This is a genomic window from Marinobacter sp. DUT-3 (assembly GCF_050379435.1).
Classification (GTDB): domain Bacteria; phylum Pseudomonadota; class Gammaproteobacteria; order Pseudomonadales; family Oleiphilaceae; genus Marinobacter.
In genome coordinates, this window is the sequence record NZ_JBNRMG010000011.1 from 135,258 (window position 1) to 157,658 (window position 22,401).

21 protein-coding genes are annotated in these 22,401 nt (G+C 58.6%); 13 read left to right on the forward strand and 8 right to left on the reverse strand.

What is annotated here, in order from left to right; translation table 11 throughout:
- Positions 1 to 12 precede the first annotated feature (12 nt).
- From ACQUWM_RS15880 to ACQUWM_RS15900, 5 genes are all read left to right on the forward strand, one after another.
- Entirely contained in the window at positions 13 to 903 is an 891-nt protein-coding gene (locus ACQUWM_RS15880) for an ABC transporter ATP-binding protein (protein ID WP_428922818.1), read from the forward strand.
- A gap of 207 nt (positions 904 to 1,110) precedes the next feature.
- Positions 1,111 to 2,340 (forward strand): NAD(P)/FAD-dependent oxidoreductase, encoded by a 1,230-nt coding sequence (locus ACQUWM_RS15885; protein ID WP_428922800.1) that lies wholly within the window; start codon positions 1,111 to 1,113, stop codon positions 2,338 to 2,340.
- A 29-nt stretch (positions 2,341 to 2,369) separates the two neighbouring features.
- On the forward strand, positions 2,370 to 4,886 hold the full coding sequence (gene nirB, locus ACQUWM_RS15890) for a nitrite reductase large subunit NirB (protein WP_428922801.1): 2,517 nt from the start codon (positions 2,370 to 2,372) through the stop codon (positions 4,884 to 4,886).
- 159 nt (positions 4,887 to 5,045) lie between these two features.
- A complete protein-coding gene (gene nirD, locus ACQUWM_RS15895; protein WP_428922802.1) occupies positions 5,046 to 5,414 on the forward strand; it encodes a nitrite reductase small subunit NirD in 369 nt (122 codons plus the stop codon).
- A 117-nt stretch (positions 5,415 to 5,531) separates the two neighbouring features.
- On the forward strand, positions 5,532 to 6,899 hold the full coding sequence (locus tag ACQUWM_RS15900) for a WS/DGAT/MGAT family O-acyltransferase (RefSeq protein WP_428922803.1): 1,368 nt from the start codon (positions 5,532 to 5,534) through the stop codon (positions 6,897 to 6,899).
- A 154-nt stretch (positions 6,900 to 7,053) separates the two neighbouring features.
- Here ACQUWM_RS15900 and ACQUWM_RS15905 read toward each other — a convergent pair whose 3' ends face one another.
- Positions 7,054 to 7,461 carry an NINE protein gene (locus tag ACQUWM_RS15905; RefSeq protein WP_428922804.1) on the reverse strand — a complete coding sequence of 136 codons (408 nt, stop codon included), beginning with the start codon at positions 7,459 to 7,461 and terminating at the stop codon, positions 7,054 to 7,056.
- Between the two features lie 187 nt (positions 7,462 to 7,648).
- Positions 7,649 to 8,755, reverse strand: coding sequence for a helix-turn-helix domain-containing protein (locus ACQUWM_RS15910; protein WP_407001801.1), 1,107 nt, complete (start codon positions 8,753 to 8,755; stop codon positions 7,649 to 7,651).
- Between the two features lie 232 nt (positions 8,756 to 8,987).
- On the opposite strand from ACQUWM_RS15910, the gene ACQUWM_RS15915 reads away from it, so the two are divergent.
- Positions 8,988 to 9,881, forward strand: a complete 894-nt coding sequence (locus ACQUWM_RS15915; protein ID WP_407001800.1) for a metal-dependent hydrolase — start codon at positions 8,988 to 8,990, stop codon at positions 9,879 to 9,881.
- Positions 9,882 to 9,931: 50 nt separating this feature from the next.
- On the opposite strand, the gene ACQUWM_RS15920 is transcribed toward ACQUWM_RS15915, so the two are convergent.
- The 3 genes from ACQUWM_RS15920 to ACQUWM_RS15930 form a co-directional block, all read right to left on the reverse strand.
- A complete protein-coding gene (locus ACQUWM_RS15920; protein WP_428922805.1) occupies positions 9,932 to 10,711 on the reverse strand; it encodes a class II glutamine amidotransferase in 780 nt (259 codons plus the stop codon).
- A gap of 11 nt (positions 10,712 to 10,722) precedes the next feature.
- Entirely contained in the window at positions 10,723 to 11,814 is a 1,092-nt protein-coding gene (locus tag ACQUWM_RS15925; protein WP_428922806.1) for a GGDEF domain-containing protein, read from the reverse strand.
- Between the two features lie 107 nt (positions 11,815 to 11,921).
- Positions 11,922 to 12,737, reverse strand: a complete 816-nt coding sequence (locus tag ACQUWM_RS15930) for an SDR family NAD(P)-dependent oxidoreductase (RefSeq protein WP_428922807.1) — start codon at positions 12,735 to 12,737, stop codon at positions 11,922 to 11,924.
- 162 nt (positions 12,738 to 12,899) lie between these two features.
- Here ACQUWM_RS15930 and ACQUWM_RS15935 point away from each other — a divergent pair, with 162 nt between their 5' ends.
- Together ACQUWM_RS15935 and ACQUWM_RS15940 are read left to right on the forward strand one after the other, a co-directional pair.
- Positions 12,900 to 13,355 (forward strand): NfeD family protein, encoded by a 456-nt coding sequence (locus tag ACQUWM_RS15935; protein ID WP_407001795.1) that lies wholly within the window; start codon positions 12,900 to 12,902, stop codon positions 13,353 to 13,355.
- A 5-nt stretch (positions 13,356 to 13,360) separates the two neighbouring features.
- Complete coding sequence (locus ACQUWM_RS15940) at positions 13,361 to 14,398, forward strand: SPFH domain-containing protein (RefSeq protein ID WP_407001794.1); 1,038 nt, start codon at positions 13,361 to 13,363, stop codon at positions 14,396 to 14,398.
- 7 nt (positions 14,399 to 14,405) lie between these two features.
- Here ACQUWM_RS15940 and yfbR read toward each other — a convergent pair whose 3' ends face one another.
- The gene (yfbR, locus tag ACQUWM_RS15945; protein ID WP_407001793.1) at positions 14,406 to 14,999 is read right to left on the reverse strand and encodes a 5'-deoxynucleotidase; all 594 of its coding nucleotides are present in this window, start codon (positions 14,997 to 14,999) and stop codon (positions 14,406 to 14,408) included.
- 141 nt (positions 15,000 to 15,140) lie between these two features.
- Here yfbR and ACQUWM_RS15950 point away from each other — a divergent pair, with 141 nt between their 5' ends.
- The gene (locus tag ACQUWM_RS15950) at positions 15,141 to 15,935 is read left to right on the forward strand and encodes an amino acid ABC transporter substrate-binding protein (protein WP_407001792.1); all 795 of its coding nucleotides are present in this window, start codon (positions 15,141 to 15,143) and stop codon (positions 15,933 to 15,935) included.
- Between the two features lie 6 nt (positions 15,936 to 15,941).
- On the opposite strand, the gene ACQUWM_RS15955 is transcribed toward ACQUWM_RS15950, so the two are convergent.
- Positions 15,942 to 18,719 carry a DUF748 domain-containing protein gene (locus tag ACQUWM_RS15955; protein WP_428922808.1) on the reverse strand — a complete coding sequence of 926 codons (2,778 nt, stop codon included), beginning with the start codon at positions 18,717 to 18,719 and terminating at the stop codon, positions 15,942 to 15,944.
- Positions 18,720 to 18,860: 141 nt separating this feature from the next.
- Between ACQUWM_RS15955 and pdxH the strand changes: the two genes are divergently transcribed.
- The 4 genes from pdxH (at position 18,861) to ACQUWM_RS15975 (ending at position 21,415) form a co-directional block, all read left to right on the forward strand.
- The gene (pdxH, locus tag ACQUWM_RS15960; protein ID WP_428922809.1) at positions 18,861 to 19,496 is read left to right on the forward strand and encodes a pyridoxamine 5'-phosphate oxidase; all 636 of its coding nucleotides are present in this window, start codon (positions 18,861 to 18,863) and stop codon (positions 19,494 to 19,496) included.
- Positions 19,465 to 20,244, forward strand: a complete 780-nt coding sequence (locus ACQUWM_RS15965) for a 4'-phosphopantetheinyl transferase family protein (RefSeq protein ID WP_428922810.1) — start codon at positions 19,465 to 19,467, stop codon at positions 20,242 to 20,244. The genes pdxH and ACQUWM_RS15965 overlap by 32 nt, the downstream gene beginning before the upstream one ends.
- A complete protein-coding gene (locus tag ACQUWM_RS15970; protein ID WP_428922811.1) occupies positions 20,237 to 20,818 on the forward strand; it encodes a DNA-3-methyladenine glycosylase I in 582 nt (193 codons plus the stop codon). Before ACQUWM_RS15965 ends, ACQUWM_RS15970 begins: the two co-directional genes overlap by 8 nt.
- A gap of 147 nt (positions 20,819 to 20,965) precedes the next feature.
- Entirely contained in the window at positions 20,966 to 21,415 is a 450-nt protein-coding gene (locus ACQUWM_RS15975; RefSeq protein WP_428922812.1) for a DUF3429 domain-containing protein, read from the forward strand.
- Here ACQUWM_RS15975 and ACQUWM_RS15980 read toward each other — a convergent pair.
- A complete protein-coding gene (locus ACQUWM_RS15980) occupies positions 21,402 to 22,397 on the reverse strand; it encodes a sigma-70 family RNA polymerase sigma factor (RefSeq protein ID WP_428922813.1) in 996 nt (331 codons plus the stop codon). The genes ACQUWM_RS15975 and ACQUWM_RS15980 overlap by 14 nt on opposite strands.
- Positions 22,398 to 22,401: the final 4 nt, after the last annotated feature.

The following is a 22,401-nucleotide window of genomic DNA, read 5'->3' on the forward strand; positions in this document are numbered from 1 at the left end:
ACCAATGTTCAAATGGCCTTCGATACACCCACGGGTCCGTTTGTCGCCCTGGAAAACGTGGACCTGAAAATCCGTAAAGGGGAGTTCGTCTCGCTGATCGGTCACTCCGGCTGCGGCAAATCCACGGTGTTGAATATCGTCGCCGGACTGCTGCAGGCCACCCGCGGCGGTTGTGTGCTGGACGGGCACGAGGTGGATACGCCGGGGCCGGAACGGGCGGTGGTGTTCCAGAATCATTCGCTGATGCCGTGGCTGACGGTGTATGAAAACGTCGAGCTGGCGGTTCAGCAGGTGTTCCGCAAGACCATGAGCAAGGCCGAGCGACGTGACTGGATTCTGCACAATCTGAACCTGGTGAACATGGGGCACGCCCTCGACAAACGCCCCGGCGAGATTTCCGGGGGCATGGCCCAGCGGGTGGGGATTGCCCGGGCGCTGGCGATGAAACCCAGCGTGTTGCTGATGGATGAACCCTTCGGGGCACTGGATGCGCTGACCCGGGCACACCTGCAGGACTCGCTGATGGAGATCCAGCAGGACCTGAACAGCACCGTGATCATGATCACCCACGATGTGGATGAGGCGGTGTTGCTGTCCGACCGCATCGTGATGATGACCAACGGCCCCGCCGCCACGGTGGGGGAAGAGCTTCACATTGAGCTGCCACGGCCACGCAACCGGGTCGCCCTGGCGGACCATCCGGAGTATGTGCATTACCGGCAGGCGGTGTTGTCGTTCCTGTATGAGAAGCAGAGCTTTCCGGGCAAAGTGAACGCTCCACGGGACGAATCCGACGCCGAATCAAACGCAGATGAACAGGAGCAGCGATCGGGCACCTTCACGGTGCACACCGCCCCGTCCGAGCGCACACCAGAAGTGCAGCCTGCGGAAGAAAACGCCTAAGCCATTGTTTACATTGACTTCATAAAACTGGCACGGAGTTAGCAGTGGATAGAGGGTAGAACAGGGAAGAACGTCCCGGCCATGGATTGGCCGGACCATCAGATCATTGTTGTTGGCATTGGCGCCGGACCATCCAGTCCCTTCGGGGAGGAGATGCTCCGGCTTTTTTTGTTGGGCTGAAAATCGATTGAAAAAGGGATGGCAGACATGACTACCGGGGCAGGGCAAACCCTCGTTATCTGCGGCCATGGCATGGTGGCACAACGACTGCTGGAAAAACTGGTTGCGCAACCGCACCAGCCATTCAGCCGGATTGTTGTGTTCAATGGCGAAGCAAGCCCGGCCTATAACCGCATCCAGCTGTCGGCGCTGCTGGCCGGGGATGCCAGCGAGGACAGCCTGAAGCTGCAGCAGCCCGACTGGTATCAGCGGCACCACATCGAGGTGCATCAGGGGGATCCCGTCACCGCCATCAACCGCGAGGCAAAAACGGTCACCACTACCAGCGGTATGGTGCAGGAATACTCCCGCCTGGTGATTGCCACCGGCTCTCGGTCAGCCAGTCTCGGCATTGCCGGCGAAGAGATGGCCGGCGTGGTCGGATTCCGCGACCTGCGGGACACCCGTAAGCTGATCGAGATCAGCCAGCGCCACCGGCGGGCTGTGGTCATCGGCGGTGGTTTCCTGGGCCTGGAGGCCGCCGAAGGTCTGCGCAGCCGGGGTATGTCCGTCACCGTGCTGCATCGCAGCAGCCACCTGCTCAACCGCCAGTTGGACCCGACCGGAGGTGCCCTGCTGGAAGATGCCCTGACAGAGCGGGGCCTCGCTATCCGCACCCATACTTCCCCGGTTGCCCTGTTGGGCAGAGACACCATCCGTGCGGTTCAGCTGGACGATGAAACCCTGATCAGCACCGACCTGGTGGTCATCGCCGCCGGCATTTCACCCAACGCCCAACTGGCCCGGAATGCTGGTCTGGACTGTGATCGCGCCATCCAGGTTGATACCCGGCTGCGCACCAGCGATCCGAATATCTATGCCGTTGGCGAGTGCTGCCAGATCAGCGATCAGACCTTTGGACTGGTGGAGCCCGGTTACCAGCAGGCTGAAGTGCTTGCCCAGGTGCTCTGCGATGCCAACAGCGATGCCGCTTTTGAACCGTCGGTCATTCCCACGCGACTGAAGATCAGCGGCATTCCGATTTTTTCCTGTGGCCAGACACAGCCGGACGGCGATACCGAGTCGGTGGTCTGGCAAGACTATGAAACCAATCGCTATTGCCGCCTGCTGATCCGCAACCAGCGCCTGACCGGCGCGGTCCTGTTCGGTGAAACCACGGACGGCCCCTGGTACAGCGAACGCATTCAACAGGCCGATGACATCAGCCCTGTCCGGGCCCACCTGGCCTTTGGCAAACATTACTGCGACGCCGCCTGATGCCGTCAGTGAAAGAGAGAGGAAATACCATGAGCAAACAAACCCTGATCGTGATCGGTAACGGCATGGTGGGTCACCATTTTCTTGAGCAGTTGACCGGTTCGGCTGCCGCTGACCGCTTCGATATCAAGGTGTTCGGCGAAGAAAAACTGCTGGCCTACGACCGCGTCCACCTGTCCGAGTATTTTGGCGGCTCTACCCATGCCGACCTGGCCATGGGCACCGCCGACTGGTATGCAGAGAACAACATCGACCTGCATCTGGACGAACAGGTCACCGCCATTGACCGGGACCAGAAGACCGTGACCACCCCCGAGGGTACCTACGGTTATGACGAACTGGTGCTGGCCACCGGTTCCTACCCGTTCGTGCCACCGATCAAGGGCAACGAGCACCCCCATTGTCTGGTGTACCGCACCCTGGAGGACCTCGACAGCATCCGCGCCAGCGCCAAGGGCGTCAAAACCGGTGTTGTGGTCGGCGGCGGCCTGCTGGGCCTGGAAGCAGCCAATGCCCTCAAGAGCCTGGGGCTGGATGCCCACGTGGTGGAGTTTGCCCCGCGCCTGATGCCGGTGCAGCTCGACACCGACGGTGGTGCCCTGCTCAGGCACAAGATTGAGGAACTGGGCGTTCAGGTCCACACCGAAAAGGCCACCACCGAGATTGTCGAAGGTGAGGACTGCCGCCTGCGGATGAACTTCAGCGACGACAGCCATCTGGAAACCGACCTGATCGTGTTCTCCGCCGGTATCCGCCCCCAGGACGCCCTGGCCCGGTCCAGCGGACTGGACATTGGCGAGCGAGGCGGCATCGTCATCAACGATCAGTGCACCACCTCCGACCCGCACATTCACGCCATTGGCGAATGCGCCCTGTGGGGCGGCAAAATCTTCGGTCTGGTCGCTCCCGGCTACACCATGGCCCGCACTCTGGCCTCCGCACTCAACGGTGACAGTGAGGCCGCCTTTACCGGTGCCGACATGAGCACCAAGCTCAAACTGCTGGGCGTGGATGTGGGCTCCATTGGCGATGCCCACGCACAGACCCCGGGTGCCCGCAATATCCGTTTCAACGACGAGCAGGCCGGACACTACCGCCGCATGGTGGTCAGCGAGGACGGTAAGACCCTGCTCGGTGCCATTCTGGTGGGTGATAACGGTCCCTATGACACTCTGCTGCAGTATGCCCTCAACGGCATCACCCTGCCGGACAACCCGGAAACCCTGATTCTTCCGGAAAGCGAGGGCGGTGCCCCAGCCCTGGGCCCCGATGCCCTGCCGGAAACTGCCTCCATATGTTCCTGCCACAACGTCACCAAAGGCGATATCTGCGGCGCGATTGATGCCGGTTGCAGCGACCTGGGTAGCGTAAAAAGCGAAACCAAGGCCAGTACCGGCTGCGGCGGCTGTGCGGCACTGCTGAAGAACGTTGTGGACAACGAACTGGAAAAGCGCGGCGTGGAAGTGAGCAAAGACATCTGTGAACACTTCCCATACAGCCGCCAGGAGCTGTTCCATCTGGTGAAGGTCAACGGTGTGCGTACCTTCCAGACGCTGATCCGGGAACACGGCAAGGGCCATGGCTGCGACATCTGTAAGCCGGCCGTCGCCTCGATCCTCGCGACCTGCTGGAATGAGCACATCCTGGCCACCGACCACGTGCCGCTGCAGGACACCAACGACACCTTCATGGCCAACATGCAGAAGAACGGCACCTATTCCATTGTGCCCCGTGTACCTGGCGGTGAAATCACTCCGGACAAGCTGATCGTGCTGGGTGAGGTGGCCAAGGAGTACAACCTTTACACCAAGATCACCGGTGGCCAGCGGGTCGACCTGTTTGGCGCCACCCTGAGCGAGCTGCCAGAGATCTGGGAAAAGCTCATCGCCGCCGGCTTTGAAACCGGTCACGCCTACGGCAAGTCCCTGCGTACGGTGAAATCCTGCGTCGGTAGTACCTGGTGTCGCTATGGCGTACAGGACAGTGTGGGCATGGCGATCTTCCTGGAGGAGCGCTACAAAGGTCTGCGTTCGCCACACAAGATCAAGATGGCGGTGTCCGGCTGTACCCGTGAGTGTGCCGAAGCCCAGAGCAAGGATATCGGGGTGATCGCCACCGAGAATGGCTGGAACCTGTATGTCTGCGGTAACGGCGGCATGCGCCCGCGCCACGCCGACCTGTTTGCCACTGACCTTTCCGACGAGGAGCTGGTCCGCACCATTGACCGGGTGCTGATGTTCTATGTGCGCACGGCCGATCGCCTGCAGCGCACCAGTGTGTGGATGGAGAACCTGGAAGGTGGTCTGGACTACCTGAAAGAGGTAGTGCTGGAAGACAGTCTGGGTCTTGGCAAGGAACTGGAAGAGCACATGGAAAGCATTGTTGGAACCTACCAGTGCGAATGGAAAACGGCGGTGGAAGATCCGGAGAAGCGCAAGCGCTTCCGCGAGTTCGTCAATGCGCCGGAGAAGAAGGATCCGGTGCAGCAGTGGACTACTGAGCGGGATCAGCGGCGGCCTGTTCTTGAGACTGAGGTTGCTTCGTAGCCTGCTGGCTTGGGGGTGGAGCGAGGGGTATGGGGGTATTTTTCTTCTGGAAAAAGAACTCGCTTCGCTCAGACACCTTTTTCCTGACAGAAAAACACCCCCATACCCGTCACTCACGTGACCATACAGAGATATCAAAAGATTGCTTTGGAGACTGTTATGAAAGCTCGTACTAGCTGGGATGTGGTTTGTAAGGTTGAAGATCTGGTGCCGGAATCCGGAGTTGCGGTCTGGACCGAAGATGGGCCGGTGGCGGTGTTCTACCTGCCGCATCGTCTGCCGGCTTTGTTTGCTGTCAGTCACACCGATCCGTTCAGTGGCTCGAACGTGCTGGCCCGGGGCATCACCGGTGACATCAAGGGTGAACCGGTGGTGGCTTCCCCACTGTACAAACAACACTTCAGCCTGATCACCGGTCAGTGCCTGGAGGATGAAAGCGTGAGTATCAAAACCTACCCGGTATTGCTGGATGGAGATCAGATCAGGCTGGAAGTACCGGTGAGTCAATCGGAAACCGTCGCAGCCTGATCGCAACGTCGGCGGGAGCTGGTTGCCATTTTTCCCGGCAGGGGGTTACCAGTGGTCAATTCCCTGCCATCACGGCTAAGGTAAGATCACGGAAAATCCAACAACAAGGATGGCCCCGTGAAGCCACTCAGCCCTACAGATCAGATGTTTCTCTGGCTGGAAAAGCGCCAGCAGCCCATGCATGTCGGGGGGCTCCAGCTGTTTTCCTTTCCGGAGGATGCGCCGGATGACTACGTGGCACGGCTTGCGGACCAGCTCCGTGACCACTCCACGGTGACATCGCCGTTTGACCGTCGTCTGGACAGCCGGTTCGCGCAACCGGTGTGGGTGAAGGATGAACACCTGGACCTGGAACATCACTTCCGCTTTGAGGCACTACCGACACCGGGCCGTGTTCGGGAGTTGCTGTCGTTTGTTTCGGCGGAGCATTCTCACCTGATGGATCGCGAGCGGCCACTGTGGGAATTTCACCTGATTGAGGGCCTGAGGGATCGCCAGTTTGCGGTGTACACCAAGATTCACCACTCCCTGGTGGATGGCGTTTCCGCCATGCGCATGGCCCAACGCATGTTGTCCTCTGATCCCGAACAGCGTGATATGCCCCCGATCTGGGCATTGCCCCCGAGGACCCGGCGTTCAGCGGAAGAGGGAGGGATGTCCTTGTGGCGAAGCATCGGACAATTGATCGGGGAATCCGGCAAACAGCTGGGCACGGTGCCCACGGTGGCCCGGGAACTACTGAAAACGGTCAACCAGGCCCGCAAGGATCCGGCGTACGATTCCGTCTTTCACGCCCCCCGCAGCATTCTCAACCGGAAGATCACCGGCTCCCGCCGCTTTGCGGCCCAGTCCTACTGCCTGAAACGTATTCGCGCGGTAGGTCAGGCCTACGGGGTGACGGTGAACGATGTGGTCATGGCCATGTGCGCCAGTGCCCTGCGGACCTACCTGATGAACCAGGATGCCCTGCCGGAGCAACCGCTGATCGCCATGGTGCCCGTATCCCTGCGCCGTGATGACAGTGACGAAGGCAACCAGGTCGGTATCATCCTCGCTTCTCTGGGCACGCATCTCAGCGACCCTGCCAACCGGCTGATGCACATCCATCAGGATGTCAAACTGGCCAAGGATCGCTACTCGACCATGTCCTCCGAGGAGATCCTGAACTACACCGCACTGTCGCTCGCGCCGGCGGCGTTCAATCTGCTCACGGGTATGGCCCCGAAATGGCAGACCTTCAATGTGGTGATTTCCAACGTGCCGGGGCCTTCCGAAGACTGCTACTGGAACGGCGCCCGAATGGAAGGCATGTACCCGGTCTCCATCGCCATGGACAGACTGGCCCTGAACATGACCCTGACCAGCTACCGCGACCAGATCGAATTCGGCCTCATCGGCTGCCGCCGCACACTGCCGAGCCTGCAGCGGATGCTGGATTATCTGGAAGAGGGGTTAAGGGAACTGGAAGTCGCTGCGGGGAACTAACTTTAGGTGGCTGAGACCTTCTGCTGCCTTCTTCCAAAACACGCCTACAAGCACATCCCTGTGGGCTCGGATCGGGCCATCCCTGGCCCTCTACGGTTTTGGAAGAAGGCAGCAGAAGGTCTCGTCATACTTCGGAGTATCTCTCTGTGAGAGATCAGTCGAATTTAACTTCGCGGTTCCGCTCGGAAATCTGGTCGTTAAGCGTCCAGAAATCGTAGAGCACGCCGATCAGGAACAGCCCGCCCGTCAGCAGATACAGGATCGCTGTAATCCACTTGCCCATATACATCCGGTGCAGGCCGAACACGCCGGTAAAGGTCAGCAGCAGCCAGCCAATGTTGTAGCTGACCTCGCCGTCCCGGAATTTCAGATCCGCCTCGCGGTCCATGGCCGGAATCAGGAACAGGTCGATGATCCAGCCGATAAACAGCAAGCCCAGGGTGAAGAACCAGATGGTGCCGGTTATCGGTTTGCCGTAATAGAAACGATGGGATCCGAGAAATCCGAAGATCCAGAGGAGGTAACCGAATAGTTTACTGTGGGTGTCTTTTTCGAGTGACATGGTGTTTCCTGGATTAGCGGGTGGCTGGGGTTGTCGGGTTACGCTTCGCTAACCCGACCTACGGAGGCTACTCCTGATTTCCGCGAGGGTATGGGGTGGTATCTTTTTTCAATGGAACAAAGGTGTCTGAGCGTAGCGAGTTCTTTTTCCATTGAAAAAAGATACCACCCCATGCCCATCCCCCAGTTCAGGGCCCCAGCTCAGGCGCCGGATCAGGCCCATCTTCGCGGAATTCGCTGGCCGACTTCCCGGTCCATTTGCGGAAGGCCCGGCTGAAATTGGACAGATCGGCATAACCCAGCTCGTAGGCAATCTCACTCACCGACTGATTGGTATACCGCAGCAACTGAATCGCCCGGTCCTTCAGCACCGACTCCAGAATCTCGCGATAGGTCGTGTCCTTCTCCGCCAGGCGGCGCTTGAGCGTCCGCGACGACACACAAAAACGCTCCGACATAGCCTCCAGGGAAGGCAGCGGGCCAGGCGTCATCCGCAGCATATTGCGAATCGCCAGGGTGATATCGCCCTGATCCTTCAACGCCTTCTGCAACTCGAACTCACACTGCTCGCGGGCCATGCGGGACGCATCTGCATCCGCCAACCGCATGCGCACATTCAGCAGATCCTTCGGAAACACCAGCATTTCCTCGGGCTTGCCGTACTCGAAGCGCACCGGCAGCTGATTCGCAAAGCGGGGGTAATAATCCGGCTCGGGTTTGCTCATATGCACAGTGACCCCCGGCAATTTGCCGTCGGTCAGTGCAAACCCGCGCTTTTCGGCATCTTCGCGGTCCAGCAACTGCTCCGTCAGCAATATCAGGGTGGCGCTCACGGTTTCTGCCAGGAACGGGTACAGGCCCGGTGCATCAAACTCGGTGCGCAGCTGGACCAGCACGTTATCACCAGCCTCGGACTGACTCATGCTCAGAAACGGCGCGCGAAGCTGCAGGTAGCGGCGTACCGAATCCAGAGCATCGGCAAACGTCGGGCTGGTCAGCGCAGCAAAACCCAGGGTGCCATGGATGGTCAACCGCAGTTCCCGCGCCAACAGGAAGCTCAAGCCATCCTTGCCCGCGAGGTCCAACGCACGCTGGGTCATCATAATGGCGTCGGTCACGAACACCCGGCTGTCATTCGCTTTCAGGTCTTCCGCTGAAAAACTCAGGCCCTCGTACAACGACCGGTCATTGTAGCCAAGCTGCCGCACGGTTTCGGCCATGACTCGCATATACACGCCAGGCACCAGGAAAAACCCCAGCATTTGCCGTTCTTTGTCCGGGCTGGTGTTCGCCATAGGTTGTCCTTATGGGTGTTTGGGAAAGTTATCCTGATGCTAACAGAAGCCAGCGACGGCAGCACTGGGGCTGGAAGCACCTGTGATACTGTCATCATAGTCAATTTAAACCACCGCCACTGTCCCAACCTGAACGGTGGCCGTCCCTTTCACGCATTCAAAGATATCGTTGACTCGCCCACACTGCAGCCATGACATCAGCCAAAGCGTTCAGTCGCAGAGGAGTATGAACATGCTGAGAACAAAAACCGCAGAGTCCAGGGCGCCGGCTTCCAACACGCCGGATAACGTTTCCATCAAACCCCAGCGTATGGGTTTTGAGTTCGGCGAACAGGTGCCCCGTTACTGGCTGGATAACAGCTACATCCTGAGTCACACCATGAACGCTCTGTCAGTGCTGTTCCCCCAGGGTGAGCAGTTCTTTGTGGATTCCGTGCGCTATTACCGGGACCAGATCGAAGACCCCAAGCTCAAGGCGGAAATGCGCGGCTTCATCGGTCAGGAAGCGATGCACTCCCTGGAACACGACGCCATGAACCAGCACGTGCGGGATCGCGGCATGCCAGTGGAAGAGTTGGAAAAGCACCTGGAAGTGGTTCTCGGCATTGCCAAGAAGCTGCCCAAGCGGCACCAGCTGGCCATCACCTGCGGCCTTGAGCACCTCACTGCCATGATGGCCGACATGTTGCTGGAGCGCAGTGACGTGCGTGAAGATATGCACGAAAGCATGCGCCCACTGTGGATGTGGCACGCCATTGAAGAAACCGAGCACAAGGCCGTAACCTACGATGTGTTCCAGGAAGTCGGCGGCACCTATGCGGAACGCGCATTTTACCTGACCTTCAGTACAGCCATGCTGGGCGTGATGGCAAGCTACTTCACCACCCGGATGATGCTGAACGATCCCAAGCACTTTTCACTGAAGGACAGCGCCAAGGGGCTGTGGCGTATGTGGGGCAAGAACGGCACCTTCTCCAGCCTGATCCCGACGTGGCTGGAATACTTCAAGCCGGGCTTCCACCCCTGGGACCACGATAACAGCGAACTGATCGCCAGCTTCAAGGAGCAGATCAGCGCGCACATCGCGCCCCAGTATCAGAACGGGAACCGCCGTACCCTTCAGTGATCACTGCAGTCAGTAATCACCGCAGTCGGTCATGCGGCTTCAGGGTCGGGTTATGCCAGCGCGTAACCCGACCGAATAACTTCCCCTCTTTGCCACAACCGCCATTCACCAGGCTGGTAAATGTCCCATTGCTCATCCGTCGTCAGCGGTTCGGTCACGATGACGCTGACGATATCATCAGGCGTGGTTTCAGATTCAAAATCTACCGTGACATCGGCATCCTTCAATCGCGCCGGACCAAACGGCGCACGGCGGGTAATGCTGGCCATTTTGGTCGTGCAATAGGTAAACAGCCAGTCGCCATTGCTCAACAACAGGTTGAATACGCCCTCACTGGCATAGTTCCGGGATAACGTCACAAGATGATTCAGCACCTCATCAACCGGGGTCTCACGGTCACAGTGCTTGCGGAGATCGTTGAGGATATCGCAGAACATGGCCTCGCTGTCTGTTGTGCCCACCGGCTCGTAGAACCCCTTGGGGGCATGGAACGAGGATAGCTGACCGTTATGGGCAAACACCCAGTAGCGTCCCCACAACTCCCGGATAAATGGATGGGTATTGGCAAGGCAGATCTCACCAACGTTGGCCTGGCGGATGTGGCAGATTGCCACCTCGCTTTTTATGGGATGTGTCTGGACCACTTCAGCGATGCGGGAACTGGCGCTGGCCCCGGATTCATGAAAGGCCCTTACGCCCTTGCCCTCATAGAACGCCACGCCCCAGCCATCCTTGTGGGGACCGGTCTCACCGCCCCGACGGGTCAGGCCGGTAAAGCTGAAACACAGGTCCGTCGGGGTATTGGCGCTCATAGCCAGTAATTCACACACTGCTTTACCCCTCAGCCAGCCAGTATTTCACCTCTCGGTGTTGTCGGTTCCGCGCGCGCCACACGATTGCGGCCCGCGCGCTTACCACTGTACAGGCAACGGTCCGCCACACGAAACAGGGTCTCCGCCTGACGGCCGTGATCGGGCCACTGGGCAAGACCGAAGGAAGCCGTCACACGGACCGGGACGTCACCATAGACCAGTTCACTATCGGCGATACGTTGGCGGAGCTCATCCATCAACTCAAACGCATCCGCTGGCTTTACGTCCCGCAGGATCAGGCCAAACTCCTCGCCGCCCAGTCGTCCGACCGAATCGGTGCCCCGCAAGCGCTCCCTCAGACACGAGCCGATATGCCGCAACACATAGTCCCCGGCATCATGCCCCATGCTGTCATTCACCACCTTGAAGTGGTCGATATCCATGATAACCAGGGCAAACCCGGTACCGCTACGCTCGCACTCGGCGATGGTGCGGTTCAGCTTATGCTGAAAACTGTTGCGATTTGCCAGCCCGGTCAGGGCATCCGTCTGGGCCATGGTGACCAGCCGCTGTTCGGCCTCTTCCCTGCGAACTTCGTACATATGCACAAAGGTAAGCATCAACGCGCCGCATAGGACCATATTGAGCAGGTCAATCATCACATGGGCACTGCCAATATCGCCCAAGTGTATGAAATACACGACGCAACCTACAATCATGAAGGGAACACTCAGAATCAGACCTTCACACTTTCCAAGCAGCAGGTAAGCCAGCACTGGCATCATCAGCACCCAGACAAACGCCGACACCGACGCTTCCGGAAGCACCATGATCGCCAGGAAGAAGGAAAACAGGGTCACCAGATACCCATAAATCCATTGCTGCAGGTGGGGTGACGTACGAAGGCGGGCCATGCCAAAAAACAGCAGGGCACTGGCGGCCAGCTCGATGGTTGCGACCCACCAGAATCCGTTCAGTAACTGCAGGCAGGCAAAAATGACCAGTGACGAACCAGTCACCAGAAACAACAGCCGCATTAACGAACGGCGATGATTGTCGCGAAGACCCGAGCGGCTAAGTTCCAGCGTAGCCCCCAGATCGGAGTGATGAGGCGTATTCATGCTGACTCTTTCCCTAGATGAACAGCAAGTATAGAAGTAATATCCTGTATGTAAAATGTACAGCAGATTGCGGTCCAGTCGCAACCTGCTACAGGTTACATTATACCTCAGACATACAGGTTTTTGCGGGAAAATCTTGCTACCAGCGGCTGGTAGGCAGACCCCAGCAGGCGGTTGATGGCATCAATGCCCCAGGCATCCGGCCCCACCAGAATCCGGGATTCATTCTTCAGGATACCCTTCACAATAATTTCGGCTGCCTTGTCCGGAGTGGTCATCGCCAGCTTGTCAAAGCCCTTGCGCTGGGCATCGGCATTTTCCGATTTGCCCATACGGGCAGCGTTGGCAATATTGGTGCGAATGCCACCGGGGTGTACACAGCTGACAGCCACCGGCTGATTTTCCAGCTGCATTTCCTGACGCAGGGCTTCAGTGAAGCCACGTACGGCAAACTTGGCGGCGTTGTAGGCGCTTTGCTTGGGCACACCAATCAGGCCGAACACGCTGGACACGTTGACCACATGGCCGTCACCGGACGCAATCAGATGAGGCAGGAACGCACGGGTACCGTGGGCGACACCCCAGAAATCGATATCCATCACCCATTTGAAATCATCATCGGTCATTTCACGGACGGTGGCGGACAGGGCAACACCGGCGTTGTTAATCACCAGGTTGACCTGGCCAAAATCCTTGGCGACTTCCTCGGCATGAGCATAAATGGCATCACGGCTGGACACATCCAGCTTGTAGGTTTTCACGTCCGCGCCATCCAGTTCCTTCACGGTTTCCGCCAGACCGGTTTCATTAACATCTGACAGTGCCAGGCGGCAGCCACGGGCAGCCAGTGACTTGGCGAGAGAACGACCAATGCCGGAACCCGCACCGGTAACAACCGCAACTTTGTTCTTCAGATCTTTCATGGCCGGGGCCTCTTCTTTGTTTTAAAGTAATTACTCTAACAGGTGTCCGGTTCCTGACCATGGCATTAGAGGTCGCCGGTTCCGGGCACTCAGGCCAACCCTGAGAGCCATGCTACAATCCGGCGCAACGTTGCAAACCAACCACTGACGGATATTACCTGTATGGAATGGAGTCTCACACATGTCTGGCTGATCCTGGCGCTGGTCCTGAGCCTGGCGGAACTTGCCTCCGGCGTTCTTGTGCTTCTGGCGCTGGGGGCCGCAGCGGCATTGACGGCAGTGCTGGCGTTTCTGGGTGCATCCTTTGAATGGCAATTGGTCGGTATGGGGGTGTTTTCAGGCATTCTCGTCCCTGTTGCCATTCTCTGGATTCGCCCCCGGTTTTCACCCAAAGGCGTTGCCTATGGCACCACCGGCACAGGCGTTGAACATGGTCGTCGCTATCATTGTGAGCGACGGGATTTCGACGGTGCCATCGGCATCAAGGTCAACGGCGATTTCTACCGGATCCGTACCAGCGACACCGGGTTAGCGGCATTGCCGGAAGGCACGGAAGTCATTTTTGAACGATTCGACGGCACCACCGCCGTTGTCCATAGCGTCAATCACACGGAGTAACAAGTATGGAAGCATTTATGTCACCCGGGCTGATCATCAGTCTGGTTCTGGTTGTTATCGGCATCGCGATCATCGCCAAGGGCCTGGTGATCGTACGCCAGTCCGAGGTCATGGTTATTGAGCGTCTGGGCTCCTTCAACCGGGTACTGGAAAGCGGCGTCAACATCATCATCCCGTTTATCGAACGTCCCCGACCGATCACCATGATTCGTTACGTACGCATGGGCGATGACTACCACCCGGTCACCACGGATGAGACTCGCATCGATCGCCGTGAAACCGTGATGGACTTCCCCGGCCAGCCCGTGGTCACCACCGATAACGTGACGGTCAAGATCAATGGTGCGCTGTACTACCAGATCATTGATCCCCGCCGTGCGGTGTATGAAGTGGCGAACATGAGTCAGGCCGTGGAAGTACTGGCGAAAACCACCCTGCGCTCGGTTGTCGGCAAAATGGAACTGGACAAACTGTTCGAGTCCCGTGGCGAGGTCAACAGCGCCATCCAGTCGGAAATGGAGGAGGCAGCGTCCAAGTGGGGGGTCAAACTGACGCGGGTAGAAGTTCAGGACATCAGCATGCCCGAAGAAGTGGAAGAAGCCATGCGCCTGCAGATGGCGGCAGAACGTAAGCGCCGCGCCACCGTGACCGAAGCGGAAGGTGAGAAGTCAGCAGCCATTGCCATGGCCCAGGGTCAGCGCGAGTCCGCCATTCTCAACGCCCAGGGCGACAAGGAATCCGCCATTCTGCGGGCCCAGGGCGAGCAGGAATCCATTCGCCTGGTATTGAGCGCCATGGGCGAATCGGAAGAGAACAAACAGACCGTTATCGGCTACCTTCTGGGGCAGAGCTACATCAAGGTGCTGCCGAACATGGCCAAGGAAGGCGAGCGGGTGTTCGTACCGTATGAATCGTCCGCCCTGCTGGGCTCCATGGGCATGTTCCGCGATCTGGCGGGCAGCCCGGAAGACCTGGTGCGCCAGTCGGTCCAGCGCGATGGCCTGCGCGGCGGCATGGTTGCCTCCTCCGGCGCGGCTTCCTGAACGGGCGCTACCCCAGCAGGTTATCCAGGGGTTGCTGGTAACCGGGGGCAAACACCTCCATAAAGTAGGCAACCTCGGGTAACCCATCCTGTTCCAGCCGTCGTGCGATCTGCTCGGCGGCTGGTTCAAACTCCTTGTTACCGGTGCGAATCTCCGCCTGACACTTCAGCCAGGCCGACAGCCGGTCCGCGGCCTTGATCAACTCCTGCTCCTCTGACGACCACTGGGACTCCCTCAGATAGGGCGCGAAGTCCTCCCTCAGATCCTCCGGCAACAATGCCAGCAGTTCCGCCTCTGCCTTGTGTTCGATGTCTCCGAACGCTTCCCGCATGACTCGCGAGTGATACTTGACCGGTGTCGGCATATCGCCGGTAATGACCTCGGTCGCATCGTGATAGAGCGCCGCCGCTGCAATCCGGTCGGCGTTCACCGAACCGCCATAATACCGGTTGCGGATCAGCGCGAGGGCGTGGGCAAGGCTCGCCACTTCCCAGGAATGGGTGGCTACGTTTTCCTCAATGGCATTACGCATCAGCCCCCAGCGCTTTATCCAGCGCAGGCGGGAGACGTAGGCAAAAAAATGGCTCAGGGGGCGGCTCACAATAACTGCTTCCTTTTGTTCATGTGTCTATACTTGACCCTTTATGACCAGACTACCGTAACGGTAGCCTGGGGACGCTCATACCTATACTCCGGGATCGAGATTGTGTCATCAGCCCAACTATTCAAAAACACAGTTCTAGTGACGACTCTTTTCGCCGTCGGGCTGACTCTCTCCACAGTCAGGGCCGAGACAGAGATCCGGGTGGGTGTGTATAACTTCCCCCCCATTGCGAGTATCAACGAGGACAATCAGGTCGCGGGCTTGCTCGCCGGGACCCTGGAACGTGTCGCAGATGCCCATCAGGATATCCGGTTCAAGATCATTCACACTTCGCCCCAGCGGCGCCACCTGGATTTTGAAGCTGGTCTGTACGATGTCATTTTCTTCGAGAGTCCGAACTGGGGCTGGGAGGGTCACGATTTCAACGCCACGATCCCCATCCTGACCGATGAAGATATCTACCTGGCCTTAAAGAAGCCCGGCCGTGACCTGAGTTTCTTTGATGACGTAAGCAAACGGCGGATCGTCGCCATTTCCGGCTACCACTACGGTTTCGCCGATCTGGAAACCGACAATTCGGAACTGGAGAAGCGATTCAGTATCGAGTTTTCCGACAGCCACCAGCGCAACATCAATCTGATCAAGGCAGACAGGCCTTCGGTTGCGGAAGTCGCAATTGTCAGCCGCGCCTACCTTCAGAACCATCTGAAGCGCCACCCGGAAGACTGGAATACCTTTCTGGTATCCGAGGTTACTGACCAGTCCTACCGCCTGTCGATCATTACCCACCCCGACGCACCCGTGGATGCCGAAAGCATGATTCGGCTGTTTGAACCACTGATGGAAAGCGGACAGTACCGACTTCTCGTTGAGCAGTGGGGATTACAGTTACCGCCGGGTTTCCTGACCGGGTTTCCCTACCGGAAGCCCTGAAGCCGACTAACGCGCATCCAGTGCAAACTCGACAGCAACCTGCCCCTGATCATCAGCTATGGCATCCCGTACCGGGTCCAGTAAAAACAGCTGTTCGGGCGCAACGTCATACTCTTCCAGCATTTGCCGCCGCAGCCAGACGCCTCGGGCGGATGCCAGGTTACCCAAGGCCTCCGGGGGTAACGATCGATTTCCGGCCTGGTATTCCTGGCGCGCCTGCTCCCAGGCCTCATCACTCAGGCTGCCACCGTTCTGCTCCTCCAGTCGCTGTTTCATCAGTGCCAGTCCATCAGCGTCCGGTGCGACCACACCCCGGATATTGAGCAACAATGCAGGTCGTTCCGACAGCGCATCGGCGAGGGCATCCAGTTTCGCCTGCTCACCCTCGGCCAGTGCAACCTCACCCGCGAGGAAGTTAACCTGACTCAGTTCCTCTCCCGACAAACCCGCCAATTCGGCAACCGAACCCAGAACGCTGAAAGGTGACGCCGCAGCCTTGGCCAGGATATTCACAAAGGCCCGCATCACCACCTTTCCAACGCTGAAATCGGGATCATCCAGGTTGCCACTGATCGGCAAGTCAATTTCGATCACACCCTGGCGATCCCGCAACAGCGCAAGCCCCAGCTTGACCGGGGCACCCACCGCCTCATCGCTTGCCACCGGCTGCCCCAGCTCCAGTCGGTCCATCACGATCATGTTGGTGGCGTCGATGCGGCTCCCGGCGATTTCATAATCCATTTCAACTTTCAGTTTGCCACTGTCCACGCCGTAACCAAGGTAGCGCCCGAAATAGGGCGAAAGGTTGGGCAGGGAACCGTTTTTCATTGCCAGGCTCAACCGGCTGACATCATCGGTACCCAATGTACCCAGGGTACCCTCGAAGTTCAGCTCGGAAACCTTATCCACCCGGCCACGCACCGACACCTTGCCCTGCTGGGGCGCAACGTTGCTGATGCCGGCGACCGTCCCGTTCAGTTCGTCGAACGTCGTGGTGAATGACGGCTCCAGGGTTCGATCGGTGTAGGAGACCGCACCGTCTTCCAGCAGCAGCTGTTCGATACGAAAAATAAAGTCGGGCTCTCCGCCATTACCCTCCGAGGGCTCGTCAGCATCATCAGACGCGGCCCCGGAGTCACGTATAATCCGTTCAAGATTGTGGAGCCCATCGCCACCACGTACGACGTTAGCGGCTGGCTCGCTCAGGGTAATAGTGCCGATTTCCAGACGAGCCGGATAAACGTTGTACTCCAGTGGTGCCAGACGGAGGGTTTGCCAGGCCAGCAGAGGCTCGTCCGAATCCGGCAACGTCAGGTTCAGACCGGCAACCTCGGCCGTGCCACTGAAGGTACCGGTCAGCGGCTCCTGCTGACCGTCCAGATCCAGGTTGCCATCCACCGTCAGTTGACCGCTGCGAACGTCTAGGTTCGCCATTTCACGGATATAGGGTTCAAAACCCGCCAGTTGCACGCCGGAGCCTGTCACGCCGGCCTCCAGGGTGAAAGGCTGTAGGGTCGCCTGTCCATCCAGCCCAAGCGATCCGCCCTCTGCAAGGGTGCCCTGCAGTTGATAGCGAACGGGCTCCCCCAGTTCATGGGAAATACGCCCCAGAGTCAGCGCCAGCTGCTCTACCGCTATCTCTGCGGATGTCTCCGGCTGGCGATCGCGCCATTGTACGCGGCTGTCAGCCAGCTCCAGCCCGGCCATGGACCACTGGAAACCGGGCCCGGATGAATCCCCGGCATCTTCATCGCTCTCACTGCCGGGCTCCTGCTGGAGAGGGGCGAGCAGATCGATCGCACCATCAGGGCCACGTTCCATTGCCAGATCCAGGGCATCCACCGTGATCATGCCAATCTCGGCGGTCCGCCCGGTCAGGCCAAAACGAACCTTCTCAACAGCCAGCCGCCCGGTTTTCAGGGCAACATCCTCCCGATTCTGGTCCAGCGCGACTGCCAGCTCTTCCAGTTCCAGTTCACCTTCCGATGTTGTCAGGTACAGCTGGTCCATCAGTTGCAATTCATAGTTGGTGCTGACAGAGACGTTCCCACCCCGGAGATCATAGGGCAGATAGGGCTTCAGGAAATGTTTCAGGGTCTCATGATCAATATTCGCTACCCGGATAAAGCCCTTTGAATACAACGGATTGATACTAAGATCACCTTCCCACTCGATGGTCTGGTTTCCCAGTGCGGCCAACAGGTAATAGTTACTCTGGGTGTCGTCCCGCTGCCAGGTGGCCAGGTCGTTCAGGGTCAGGTCCAGGGGTGAAATCCGGAAGTTGGCGGATTCCGCCTTGCTGAAATCCCGGAACAACAACTCACCGCCATTGATAGTGATTTGCTGGAAGTACAGCTTTGGTGGCGTGGACGTGTCTTCCTCCGACGACTCCGGCTCAGTCGCGGCCGGGTTGGCCTCGTTCCAGTCCCTCGCGAAGTTCACGCTGTAATCGTCCAGCAGATCGAGCCGGATAAAGGGCTCCTCAATCGCAATGGCCTGCAGCCCCACAACACCGGTGAACAGCTTCCAGAACCCCAGATCGACAAACAACCGGTCGAACCCGATGACTTGCTCGCCGTCCGCGTCATCCGCCGTCAGGGTGCGGATATCCAAGCTCATGCTGAACGGATTGGTTTTGATCTCCTCGACCTGTGCTTGCCAGCCCATGCGCTGTTCCAGCTGTTCAGGGACAAACCGCTGCAGCCACCAGGGCAGCAGAAAAAAGCCGGCCAACGTATACGCCACCAGCAGCAACACCAACCAGAACCATACTTTCCTGTACACAGGCTTTTGCGTTTGCGCCTTGGCCACACCAGAACTCCCCGATTGTTGCCCGTCAGTTTCCATCACTCGCCAATCCTGAAAGAATAGACCACCGTATCTGTATAGTACTGAAGACTCACTATTTACGACAGGATCCATCCGATGGATATCAGTGACATGCGACGTGAATTCGAGAGCGAGGGCCTGCACCGGAGCACGCTGGATGAGAACCCGATAGGACAGTTCCATACCTGGTTTGATGACGCACGAGCCGCGGGCATTCTGGAGCCCAACGCCATGTCCCTGGCCACCGCTGGCAGCGATTCAATGCCGGACCTGCGAACTGTGCTGCTGAAGTATTATGATGACCGTGGCTTTGTATTCTATACCAACTACGGCAGCCGCAAGGCCCAGGAGTTGGAACAAAACCCGAAAGCGGCCCTTTTGTTTCCGTGGATTGGGCTGAACCGCCAGGTGAAAATCCAGGGCGCCGTGGAAAAGGTGAGCAAGGCGGAATCCCTGCGTTATTTTTCCTCCCGCCCAAGGGGCAGCCAGATTGGCGCCTGGGTATCGGAGCAAAGTAAGGCCATTACGTCCCGCGGCCTGCTTGAGCAGAAAGTGGCTGAAATCAAACGTAAGTTCAGTGAAGGGGAAATCCCCCTGCCCAGTTTCTGGGGAGGATACCGGGTGATCCCGGAGCGCATTGAATTCTGGCAGGGCCGGCCCAGCCGCCTGCACGATCGCTTTGAATACGTGAGGCAAGGTGATGGCTGGCACATCCAGCGACTGCAACCCTGAGACGGCACCCACAGTCTGGCTGTGCCGGGAGCCCGAAGCCGATGTGCTGTCGTGTCCGGGCTGGCTGACCGACTACGAGCGGGCCACGGTGGCCAAATTTTCCGGGCCCAGGCAGCGCGAGTACCTGAGCAGCCGCTGGCTGATTCGACAGGCCATCGGGCACGGCTCCCAGTGTCCGGCCGGACATTGTGAACCGGTCAGCGGCCGCCCCGTAGCCTCGGCTCGCCCCGAGGGCTGGCACCTGTCGTTGAGCCACAGCGGCGGTCTGTCAGGATGTGCGGTCAGCGGGCAGCCGGGTATCGGTCTGGATCTGGAGCCACTCGACCGGCATCCCCACTGGCAAAAAGTAGTGCGCCGCTGGTTTACTCCGGATGAGCAGGCATGGTTACTGGCCAACAACAGCCACGAAGATTTCCTGCGGGTGTGGACGCTCAAAGAGGCCTGGCTGAAAGCCACAGGGCGGGGCATAGCCGGCAACCTGCAAACACTGGAAGTACGGTCGGACTTCAGCCTGTACTGTGACCGCCACGACGCCGGATGGCAGGCCGCCAGCGGCGAGCTGGCAGGCTTCCTGGTGACTCTGGTTTACCGGCATGATCATCTATTGCTGCCTTCAGGAGGCCTGTTAGCCGGGCCAACAGCCGACCTGGACCTCGACAGACCGGTCCCACCGGACAGCCCCTTGACCTTCAGCCGGCATCGGCCCATCACACCAGCAGCTGAACTGAAGAGGAACCCTTATGGATGAGAACAACCGTTGCCCCTGGTGTGGAACCGACCCACTCTATACCGACTACCATGACACCGTGTGGGGCCGCCCCGAATTCGATGAGCTCGCGCTGTTTGAAAAGCTTTGTCTGGACGGCCAGCAGGCCGGCCTGAGCTGGATTACCATCCTGCGCAAACAGGACAGCTACCGGGCGGCATACGACCAGTTCAACCCGGAACGGATTGCCCGCTACAACGACGACAAAGTGGAGGAGTTACTCGGCAACCCAGGCATTATCCGCAACCGACTGAAAGTAAAGTCGATTATCCAGAACGCCCGCAGCTTCCTGGAGCTGAAAGAGCAGGGCATCGATTTCAGCGAATTTCTGTGGTCCTTCGTGGATGGCAGGCCGATTCAGAATCACTGGCAAACCCTGTCTGAAGTTCCGGTGACCACTGGCGAGGCCGAAGCCATGTCCCGCGCACTCAAAAAAGCCGGCTTCAACTTCGTCGGACCGACCATTGTGTACGCCTTCATGCAGGCCACAGGTATGGTCAATGATCATCTGGTGAGCTGCCCGCAACATAGGGAGTGCCAGGCACTGGGCAATTGATCTTATTGCCACCGGGATTCGTAAGTACTGGCGTAACACGTCATCCCGGAGCACCACGGTGAAAATAGCATTCAACCAACGCGGTAACAGCCGCGACAACACCCTCGGGAATCGACTCTCTGGTCGTTACTGGCTGAGGCAAGCATCGTGATTGCCGTAGCCCGCCTTGCGATTCTCGTTGGCCTTCTCGGCCTATTGCCCTTCGTTGCAGCCATTCTTTCGCTGTTTCTCATACCGGCACACAGCGTGGCTATCATCGGCTGGTTTTATCTGTACAGCGCGGGAGTTCTGGCCTTCATGGGCGGCGTTTACTGGCCCATTGCCATGCAGTTGGAAAACCGGTGCTACCCGCTTTCCCCCCTGGTGACCATGCTACTCAGCCAGGTGTTCTTTCTTTCCGCCGGTCTCGGTCTGTTACTCACGACAACCTGGCAGGTTGCGCTGTATACCACCGCGTATCTGGCTCTCTACTTCGTCGATGCCCGGTGGATGAAAGCCTTTTGGCCGGCTTGGTACCTGAGACTGCGACTGGTGCTTACGGCCGTTGTCGTCCTCTGTCAGGTAACTGTCGGCGCATGGCTCTTCACGACCCACTGAAGGCCTCTACCCCGAGTTGTGACTGCAACTTCCGGATGGCTCCCTTCTCAATCTGCCGCACTCGCTCGCGACTGATACCCAAATCATCTGAAATTACCTGGAGGGTGTCCGGTTCTGGCATCCCCAGTCCGAACCGACGGGACAACACCGCCCGCTCCCGCTCCGTCAACTGGCCCAGGATCTCGGCCAGAGTCTTCTTCCGGTCCCGCTGCGCCATGGAGTGCTCCGGCGCCAACTGGTCATTGGCACTCAAACTGTCACCCAGAGTGATGCCGTCAGAACCAGAGACCGGTGCATCGACGGACAGCTCCCGGCTCGCCAATGCGCGGAGTTCACCAATGCGAGAAGGTGAAGCCTCCATTTCCCGCGCCAGTTCACTCTGAAGCGGCGCCCGCCCCAGGACCTGGTGCAATCGCATGGACACCTTGCGCAGCTGCCGAATCTCATCGACCACATTTTCCGGCGTATGCACCAGTCGGGTGCCACGCTGGAGACAACGCTTCACCTCTTCGCTGATCCACCAGTAGGCGTACGTAGAAAAACGAAAGCCCCTGGTCGGGTCAAAACGTTCCACCGCCTTGATCAGACCAATGTTCGCATCCTGGATCAGGTCAGCCATCGGAATACCGTATTGACCGTATCGGCGGGCAATGTGAACCGCCAGGCGCAGGTTGCTCTCAACCAGCCTGCTGCGGCATGCGCGGGCAAGATGATAGGCGCGGCGACTTCGGGTTGAAAAAGCACAGGCATCGCCGAGACTGCCCACTATATCGCGGTAGGTCTGTGGGGTTTCCTCAGGCAAAGCCAACTCCCGGCCAATCACCTGATAACAGTGCGTGAGTCGACGAACCAGACGTTGTTCGCCCTTGTCTCCCAGAAGTTCATACCGGGACGCATCCCTGAAGTACAGCCCCACCAGAGAGTCCGTTTCACTATTTGGGGTTATGGTCGGGGACGGTCCCAGCCATACAGACCTGGTCATGGCT